Origin of the sequence: Vibrio sp. T20, assembly GCF_007858795.1 — a bacterium.
Lineage (GTDB): Bacteria > Pseudomonadota > Gammaproteobacteria > Enterobacterales > Vibrionaceae > Vibrio > Vibrio satsumensis.
The window spans coordinates 459,452-468,870 of sequence record NZ_VFEB01000091.1; the positions used below are offsets into that span (position 1 = coordinate 459,452).

8 protein-coding genes are annotated in these 9,419 nt (G+C 43.7%); 6 read left to right on the plus strand and 2 right to left on the minus strand.

The features are described 5' to 3' along the window. Positions 1 to 163: 163 nt before the first annotated feature. The 3 genes from FTW16_RS11575 (at position 164) to FTW16_RS11585 (ending at position 3,409) form a co-directional block, all read left to right on the plus strand. Positions 164 to 745, plus strand: a complete 582-nt coding sequence (locus tag FTW16_RS11575) for a porin family protein (RefSeq protein ID WP_146491176.1) — start codon at positions 164 to 166, stop codon at positions 743 to 745. A gap of 226 nt (positions 746 to 971) precedes the next feature. Continuing rightward, positions 972 to 2,594 (plus strand): phosphoethanolamine transferase, encoded by a 1,623-nt coding sequence (locus tag FTW16_RS11580; RefSeq protein ID WP_146491177.1) that lies wholly within the window; start codon positions 972 to 974, stop codon positions 2,592 to 2,594. A 182-nt stretch (positions 2,595 to 2,776) separates the two neighbouring features. After that, positions 2,777 to 3,409 carry an esterase/lipase family protein gene (locus FTW16_RS11585; protein ID WP_146491178.1) on the plus strand — a complete coding sequence of 211 codons (633 nt, stop codon included), beginning with the start codon at positions 2,777 to 2,779 and terminating at the stop codon, positions 3,407 to 3,409. A 133-nt stretch (positions 3,410 to 3,542) separates the two neighbouring features. On the opposite strand, the gene FTW16_RS11590 is transcribed toward FTW16_RS11585, so the two are convergent. After that, positions 3,543 to 4,517 carry an arginine deiminase-related protein gene (locus tag FTW16_RS11590; RefSeq protein WP_146491179.1) on the minus strand — a complete coding sequence of 325 codons (975 nt, stop codon included), beginning with the start codon at positions 4,515 to 4,517 and terminating at the stop codon, positions 3,543 to 3,545. A 544-nt stretch (positions 4,518 to 5,061) separates the two neighbouring features. On the opposite strand from FTW16_RS11590, the gene FTW16_RS11595 reads away from it, so the two are divergent. Both FTW16_RS11595 and FTW16_RS11600 read left to right on the plus strand, forming a co-directional pair. Continuing rightward, on the plus strand, positions 5,062 to 6,912 hold the full coding sequence (locus FTW16_RS11595) for an ABC transporter ATP-binding protein (protein WP_146491180.1): 1,851 nt from the start codon (positions 5,062 to 5,064) through the stop codon (positions 6,910 to 6,912). A 286-nt stretch (positions 6,913 to 7,198) separates the two neighbouring features. Beyond that, positions 7,199 to 7,903: a hypothetical protein gene (locus FTW16_RS11600; RefSeq protein ID WP_017065155.1), complete on the plus strand. Its 705-nt coding sequence runs from the start codon at positions 7,199 to 7,201 to the stop codon at positions 7,901 to 7,903. A gap of 109 nt (positions 7,904 to 8,012) precedes the next feature. Here the strand turns inward: FTW16_RS11600 and FTW16_RS11605 are convergent, their stop codons facing one another. Continuing rightward, the gene (locus tag FTW16_RS11605) at positions 8,013 to 8,501 is read right to left on the minus strand and encodes an Lrp/AsnC family transcriptional regulator (RefSeq protein ID WP_017075645.1); all 489 of its coding nucleotides are present in this window, start codon (positions 8,499 to 8,501) and stop codon (positions 8,013 to 8,015) included. Positions 8,502 to 8,781: 280 nt separating this feature from the next. Between FTW16_RS11605 and FTW16_RS24495 the strand changes: the two genes are divergently transcribed. After that, a complete protein-coding gene (locus FTW16_RS24495; RefSeq protein ID WP_186728051.1) occupies positions 8,782 to 8,952 on the plus strand; it encodes a hypothetical protein in 171 nt (56 codons plus the stop codon). The last annotated feature ends 467 nt before the right edge of the window (positions 8,953 to 9,419 follow it).

The window sequence follows — 9,419 nt, forward strand, 5'->3', positions numbered from 1 at the left end:
CTTACTAAGCAATCTGATGGGTATGTTTTCTACTATGTAACGATTTAGCTTACAAAGCCATACAGTAATACGTATAAGACTACGGAATAATACTCACCAACGGTCGAAAGGCCGAAAACAAAAATAATTGATACTGCATGACATTAAAGAGTGAGTAAGAACAATGAACAAATTCGCGAAATCAGCATTAGCACTGGGCTTAATCGGCGCGGTTTCTCTTCCAGCATTAGCAGCAGGCACTGACGGCGGTGCGTACATCGGTGGTGGCCTTGGTGTGTACCAAGATTCTGATACAGACGGTCAAGGCAACCTAGACTCAGACGGCATGGGTTACAACCTATATGGTGGCTACCAGTTCAATCGTATTGTTGGTGTTGAACTTGGCTACAACGATTACGCTGACTACAAAAAAGGTGCAGAAAAAATGTCTCCGACGTCTGTTTCTGTATCTGCAAACCTAGGTTACACGTTCGACAACACAATTCGTCCGTTCGTATTGGCTGGTCTTAGCTCTGTTGACCTAAACGCAAATAAGAGTGCTGGTTACGCTGATGACAGCGGTACAGGTTTCCACTTTGGTCTGGGTGTTGAATACACGCCAATCGAACACCTAACGCTACGCTTGATTTCGCAAGCAGACGCAGTAAGTGTCGATGACTATTCTTATGGCAATGGGTCACTCAAAAATGATGATCACACATTAGCCTTCAACAGCATTAGCTTCGGTGGTTCATACAACTTCTAATGTGATTGAACCACATAGAATAAGCTGAACATACTAATTCACTTTGCTGTTCCACCTTGTCATGAAGGTCACTCAGTAAAGTGAATTTTTTGTTTCTACACACCTATCGCGTCATTTCACTTTAGTCGGTTTATCGCCGCCTATCTGAGCTTTATGCGTTGATATTAGAGCTTTCTTGGTAGCCAGACTAAAATAAAGGGATAAGAGACGCAGGAAAATAAGACCTATGAATCTACCAAGCTTAAACATGTCGATAAACAAGCTGCCTTTTGTGTTGGCCGTGTATTACCTGCTTGTAATCAACCTACCTCTCACCCAAGAGCTGTTTAGTATTGTTCAGGCATCCAAGTCTGAAAGCGTTGCCTTTCTTATATCCATCCCTATCTTCTTCCTTGCTGCCTTCAATTTTATCTTCCAAGTCTTCAACTGGCCGATATTCTCCAAGCCATTTTTTATCGTCTTGCTGATCACCTCAACACTCGTCAGCTACAGCATGTTCAATTACGGCATTTATGTAGACTATGGGATGATAGAGAACGTCTTCGAAACCAATAGTGGCGAAGCAGCAAGCTATGTAAGTACCCACTCCATCTTGTGGTTATTTGCGATGGGGATTGTCCCGTCACTGCTGCTACTCTTTACCAAGCTTAAGCGAGAGTCATGGAAAGATTTCTTTGTCTGGAAGTCGATTGGATTGCTCTCTTCATTGATTGTCATCGCGATTATTGCAGGACTGTTTTACAAAGATTACGTCTCGTTTGGCCGCAATAACTCGCACATCAAAAAGATGATCATTCCGACTGAGTATGTGGCATCAACGGTGAAATACATCAATAACACCTACATCAAACAGCCCATCCCATATCAAGAACTGGGCTTAGATGCTCAACTCAAACCACAAGCAAAAACGGCAAGCAAGCCGACCTTATTGGTGTTTGTACTTGGCGAGACTGCTCGCGTGTATAACTACCAGTATTATGGCTATGAGAGAGAAACCAACGCTCATACCAAGCCTTACAACCCGATATTTTTCTCTGATGTTCAGTCGTGCGGAACAGCCACCGCGGTTTCTGTACCGTGCATGTTCTCGAACATGAATCGCAGCAACTACGATCGGGACAAAGCCTACAACCAAGATAACGTAGTCGACATTATGAACCACGCGGGCATCCACTCTATCTGGCGAGAGCATGATGGTGGGGATAAAGCTGTCGCGCATCGAATCAAAGAGATGACGCTCGTCGCCAAAAACAGCGATCCATTGTGTAATAACGATGTGTGTTACGACACGGCGATGCTAGAGAACTTCGAGCAAGATACTCAAGATCTTAAACAAGATAGCATCATTTTCTATCATATTTCGGGTTCTCACGGCCCAACGTACTTTGAGCGTTACCCAGAAGAACATAAGAAGTTTACGCCTGACTGCGCTCGTGCAGATATTGAAAACTGCACCAAAGAGCAAGTGGTTAACACCTACGACAACACGATTTTGTACACAGATTTCTTTCTCTCACAGGCGATTCAAAAGCTAGAGAAACTCACCGATAAGTACAACGTTGCACTGATGTACATTTCCGACCACGGTGAATCTTTAGGGGAAAACGGCGTCTACTTGCACGGCATGCCTTATTCATTGGCACCGAAAGAGCAAACCCACGTTCCTATGATCATGTGGATGTCTGATGGCTTTGCAGAACAGAAAGGAATAAACCAAACCTGCTTAAGAAAGGCAGGCAAAGAACAGAGCTTCTCCCAAGACAACCTGTTCGACTCTTTGCTCGGCTTGATGGACGTGCAAACCAAAGAATACCGAGAGAACCAAGATATCTTCGCACCGTGTCGCTAGCTTGAAAGAGTGACTCATACATATTCCAACCAATGGGGCTCATTTATGAGCCCCTTTTTCTAGCCAAAACTGTCGTTTTTATTGAAAATATCTCTGTCTGTTACATCCCATTCGCAGCAAGTTTTGTTGAGTTTAGAATTGCGACTCCATATACTGGAAACATCATCCGACGGAGGGCAATAATGAATAATAAAAACAAACACATAGTGTTAATTCATGGTCTGTATATGCCTGCGTTGATCATGCAATATCTGGATAGAAATTTCAAAAAACGTGGCTTTACAACGCACAAGTTCGCTTACAACTCGCTGCGTTTCCCTTCTGCTGCTAAACGCCTCAACCGCTTCGTGAATGCACGTTTTGATGAACACGATGAGGTCTACTTCTTTGGTCACTCGCTCGGTGGCTTGCTGATTCGCCACTACTTTAAGTTCTACCAACCCGACTTTGCCGACACCTGCATCATTACCGCGGGGACTCCACACAATGGCGCGACTATCGCTAAAACGCTGTCGAATCATGGCCTCGGATTTATATTTGGTTCGAGCAAAATGATCTTAAGCGATGGCTTGGGTGACTACGATATTGATGTGCCGATTGGCGTGATTACAGGTACCTACGACGCCGGAGTCGGACGTATTGTTCTGGGAAGAAATCCGGGTGATGGCACAGTCACACTCGAAGACGCCAACCTAAGAGGAGCAACGGATACTTACGCCCTCAAACTCAACCACACGGCGCTTGTGTACTCCAAGGAAGTCGTGACACTGTCAGCTCAGTTCATCGAACACAGAGCTTTTAAGGATGCTTCATAGCTTATTTTCGTTAGCTTTTGCGCGTTGACTCCTATATCGAGCTCTTGTTGTCTTATTTGTGATGGATAAAAACAAAAATACCACTCAGAGATAAGAGTGGTATTCAAAGATTCATTACTGAAGTGAGTGCTTGTTACAGACGATTCACTCGCGTTGGTAAAAACACCTCACCCAACATGCATCGCACCGAACCACCGCCAATGTCTTCAATCGTTTTCACGTTAAATGGTAGCAACTTGCCGTGTGTAGAAAGCTGAGCTAACTGAGCGGGAGAAAACGCATCGTAAGCCGATTGAGACATCGCGATTACCTTATCGCCATTCACTGTTTCCAGTTGCAGAATGTTGCCGCAGAATCGGTTCATCTGATCGATCGAGATAGAGATAACCTGCTTGTCTTTAGCAAGTGATTTCACCACAAAGCGGCGCTCAAATTCTGGAATCACTTCATCACAAATCACGCAGAAGTTATCACCAATCGCCATCATCACATTGGTGTGGTAAATCGGCTGACCCGACGGTAATGCTGTTTGGAAGGAAACCACGCGTGAATAACCAATACGCTTCGCATAGTCTTCTAACACTTCACGATCACAACGCTGAGAAAGCGCCGCGTAGATGGTCTTATTGATATGATCGATCACCATCACACCCGTGCTCTCTAAGTAAGAACCTTGAGCGATGTAAGATTCTAGGGACTCACTGTGGTTAACAATGCGACCAGACGCTTCAAGTGCTTCAATAAGGGCACTTGGCTTAACTTCATTTTGACGGTTTTCACACGCCATAGGGAACGTAAATAAGCTTCCGTCGCCACAGGTGCTGAACCAGTTGTTAGGGAATACCGCATCTGGGGTTTCGACACCTAATTCAGGGTAATCAAACTCCACAACTTGCACACCTTCTTTACGTAGCGAAGCGACCATCGCCTTAAATTCGGCCATCGTTTCTAACTTTACCTCAGCTTCAGTCAGATCGACTCTGTGCTGAAACTCGTTATCACGTGCTGTTTCTTCGTTAAATTTAAACTCTTTTGGCGGCACCATAACAACGCAATTGGCGTTTTGAACATTAGTAATATGCAGTGATTTTTTATGTAGGTTTAACATTTCAACCGTCCCTATCTTTTATTTACCTCAGAATTGTAAACAACTTGTTACGACAACATTCACTGAAAAGAATAATGATTTGAATATTTATCCCAATCAATTACTGCAAAACTCAGTTTATTCGGTAAATTTTACTGCAAGATAGCAGCACATCAGAAAGAACCAACTGTTTGCATATTAGATACAGAATTTGTTGAATAAATATCCGAACTTCATTCTCTAGCTTGCTGCGGGTTTAGGTTACAATTTAATCCATTTAGCGTTAGGATTATCACCGTTGCATAACAATCAATTACGTTTGAAATAAGCTTAACTTTTCCTGTCCGATTCACTCTAAAATACGCGTCATGAATGACACTCTTTGGACCTTTCCTGCGGCATCGCTTAAACCAAAATCCATCGAATGACTTAATGCTTATAAGAACGAATTGGCACTTATATAATTTCAAACTAAGACTGTAAAATTTCAGATCAAACCTATAAAAACAAAGCTACACAGACGATGCAGTTGCTAATCGATGCATTCGTTTATAAAGGGAAATCTATGTACAAAAAATTTGAAGGCTTTACTGAAGCCTTTCCAAAGGGAGAGCCGATACAACCTCCTACTGGAATACTGGCATTTTGCCGCCATTACACTCGTGGTTTTGAAAAGCCGTTAATCTTGCTCGGCCTAATGAGCATGACCATCGCGATCATCGAAGTCGCGCTGTTCGGTTACATGGGTCAACTGGTTGATTGGCTGTCAACCAGCAACCCAGAAACCTTCTTAGCTGATAACCAATCCACATTAATGGGACTTGGTGTTCTGTTGTTAGTTGTGATGCCAATCTTGATCAGTGTTTACTCGCTTTTGCTTCACCAAACTTTGCTAGGCAACTACCCAATGTCGATTCGTTGGTTAGCGCACCGTTACCTTTTGAAGCAAAGCCTGTCCTTCTATCAAGATGACTTCGCCGGACGTGTCGCTACCAAAGTGATGCAAACCTCGCTCGCGGTACGTGAAACCGTAACCAAGATGGTCGATGTGTTTGTCTATGTGACAGTTTACTTCACCGCAATGCTGTTCATGCTTGCAGAATCAGATTGGCGCTTAATGGCTCCGATGCTGATTTGGCTATTCATTTACATCGGTATCCAACTGCACTTCGTGCCAAAGCTAAAAGACGTTTCTTCCGAGCAAGCGGATGCTCGTTCTCTGATGACGGGTCGTATTGTTGATAGCTACACCAACATCGCAACTGTGAAACTGTTCTCACACAGCAAGAGAGAAACCGAATACGCCGAAGAAGGTATGGAAGGCTTCTTAGATACTGTCCATCGCCAAATGCGCTTAGTAACCGGCTTCAACATCTGCGTTGAATTCGCTAACTATCTGTTGGTGTTCAGCATTGCGGGTATCTCTATCTACCTATGGTTAGATAACGCGATCACCGTGGGTGCAATCGCGATTGCGGTCAGTTTGGCTCTGCGTATTAACGGCATGTCGAAATGGATCATGTGGGAAATCGGTGGTCTTTTTGAAAACCTAGGTACCGTGATTGATGGTATCAAAACCCTGTCTAAGCCCATCGCTATCGAAGACAAGAAAGACGCAAAGCCTTTGGATGTTCCACAAGGTGGCATCCATTTCGACAACGTGAGCTTTAACTACGGTGAGAATAAGGGTGTGATTAACTACCTAAACCTCAACATCAAACCGGGTGAAAAGGTGGGCTTAGTGGGCCGTTCAGGTGCAGGTAAGTCTACCCTAGTTAACTTACTGCTGCGGTTCCACGATGTAGAGAGTGGTCGCATCCTGATTGACGGTCAAGAGATCTCAACAGTGACGCAAGATTCGCTGCGCAGCAACATCGGTATGGTGACCCAAGATACTTCACTGTTGCACCGTTCGATCAAAGACAACATTCTTTACGGTCGACCTGAAGCATCAGATGAAGAAGTTTACGCAGCTACCAAACAAGCGCACGCGCATGAGTTTATCGAAACGCTTACCGACCCATTTGGCAACGTGGGCTATGATGCTCAAGTAGGTGAACGTGGCGTTAAGCTTTCGGGTGGTCAGCGTCAACGCGTCGCTATCTCACGTGTTCTTCTGAAAAATGCTCCGTTACTTGTTCTCGATGAAGCAACTTCTGCACTCGATTCTGAGGTAGAAGCGGCCATTCAAGAGAGCTTGATTGAGCTAATGGAAGGCAAAACGGTAATCGCGATTGCACACCGTCTGTCGACTATTGCTGCGATGGACCGCCTGATCGTGCTTGATGCAGGCAATATCGTCGAAGAAGGTACGCACCAAGAACTAATTAATCAAAATGGTATCTATGCGCAGCTATGGAATCACCAAACAGGCGGCTTCATTGCAGATGATCTTGAGCAAGCTACGAACGCTTGATTTTTGTGCTATTTTAAAAGTGCGGCGTGATTCACACCAATTTGTTAATTAGCGGTAAATTACACGTGGCAGAATGTTATGTCGTAATTATATAATGACATTAATACCAAAGACGCCTCGCTTGCGCGTTCTGGAATAAGGCTAGACTTCGGGGGGAGGCTAGCCTTTTTTATGCCGGTTATTTGGCCCTCTTTACTACCTGTCCAATAAACTTCATCGATCCTTTTGTTTTTTTCTTGGCGTTTTTTTCTTAAAATGCGCGCAATATTCTTTCTAGAGATCAACCATGAACAAAAGTGTCTTAACTAACGTTATTGCGTTAGCACTGCTTGCTGGCGGCTATGCGACAGCAAACCAATACTTGCTTTACGCAGGTCTATTCGCATTTTCTGGTGCCATCACCAACTGGCTTGCGATTCACATGTTGTTCGAGAAAGTACCCGGTCTATACGGTTCTGGCGTTATTCCAGCACGGTTTGAAGAGTTCAAGGCTGCCATCAAGCAACTGATGATGGAACAGTTCTTTACTGAAAGTAACATCGACCGTTTCCTAAGCAGCGAGATGACAGGAAAGTCGCTCAATCTAGAGCCTGTAATTCAGAAGATCGACTTTAATCCAGCATTCGACTCGCTAGTACACGTTATCGAGAATTCACAGTTTGGTGGCATGTTGGCAATGTTTGGTGGCACAGAAGCACTAGAGCCTATGAAAGCGCCATTTGTGGAGAAGATGCAGGAATCTGTGATTGAAATCAGCAAGAGTGATTCCGTAAAAAATGCCATCAAAGATGAGCTAGAATCACCTGCGATGATGGATGAAATCAAAGAGAACATTGAGGCTATCATTGATCAGCGCTTGAATGAGCTAACACCTAAACTGGTTAAAGAGATGGTTCAGACCATGATCAAGAAACACCTTGGCTGGTTGGTCGTTTGGGGGGGTGTCTTCGGTGGTGTGATTGGCTTAATTTCGGCGGCAATTACGTTGTAAACCGGACAAGTCTATCGGGTTGCTCTTTCTCTAACATTCAACAAAAATGGAAGCTTATTGGCTTCCATTTTTTATATCTAAATCACCTTAGTAAGGCGAAATCAGGACACTATTTTAAAGTTGCCAACAACTCAGGATTCACACCAAAGCCCTTTTTATGCTCTTCAATCACGACTTCACTGCGTGTTTGAATGACACCAGGCAAGGTACCTAACTTTGTTGCCATAAACGCTTGGTACGCCTTCATGTCTTTCACTCGAACCTTGATCATGGTGTCAAAGTCACCCGACAGTGAGTAACACTCTTCCACCTCAGGCATCAATTCAACCGCTTGAGCAAATTTGTCGAAGATCGAAAAGCTAGTCTGGTCGAGACGGATATGGATAAAGACTTGAACATCGAGTCCCAACTTTTCTGAACAAAGCTCAGCATGATAGCCCGTGATGTAGCCCTCCTTCTCCAATCGCTTCAATCTATCAGAGCAAGGTGAAGTCGTTAAGTTGACCTGCTTTGCCAACTCAACGACAGGCAAACGCCCTTTCATATGCAGAATTCTTAGTATCTCTTTATCGATACGATCGAGTTGATGCTGAGACATAACATACCTTAAACATTCTAAGTTCCGCTCAGTATATTCCATACCAAGAGCAATCGAAGAAAACTTCGCTCACACATTTAGAAAACTAAACGTACCATTCCTATTCACGCTAAATATAAATCAACAAACAACGATAGCAACTCTTATAAATCAAACTCTAATTATTAACAAATTATTATAGAAATGACCCGATTAACAAACAAGTTGAGCCAGAAACGAAAGAAAGGACATAGGTCAAAGTGAATAATAGAATTATCAAAGAGAAAGGATAACTCTAATTATGAAAACACAAGAACTCGCATACAAGCCTTACGGTATTGGTTCATGGACACACGTAACGGTATCAAAAGATGTTGCTCAAGCACTAGCAAGTGAATACTCAAACTATGGATGGGAAGTGAGGATTGATGGCGACGCCATTGACGCTGAGCCAGCGCTCAAAGCCGCATAGAAACGCAAAAACCTCCTAAAGCGGAGGTTTTCTCTCTAAGTTAGTGAGCGCTTACTATAAGCTAGGCTAAACCAACTTGGGGGACAGTACTTCCTGTTTCGCAACGGCAGTTACACGTTCGGCAAAAGTGCTGCGTTTCCATATCATAATATAAGTTGCCACTAAATAGCTTTGAGGTCCATTGCATCATACGGCCAGAGGCTGTCTCGGGCTCTGATTCACAACGTTTCATTATAGACTTATGTAGTGTTGTTTTTTTACATCCTTTGCAATAGAGATCAGGCATACCTTTGTCCTATAGGTCTTTAGTGGTTACTGACAATTGACACATCATGTCCAATTCAGTTCAACAATTCACCGAGCTAATGACAAAAGTGAGCGCTAAGTTCAAAAAACAGCCAATTTTCCCTTTGTTTTTTGATATCAAGCGTCATCAAGATCCTTCTTCTATTTATCCCCCCCCCCCC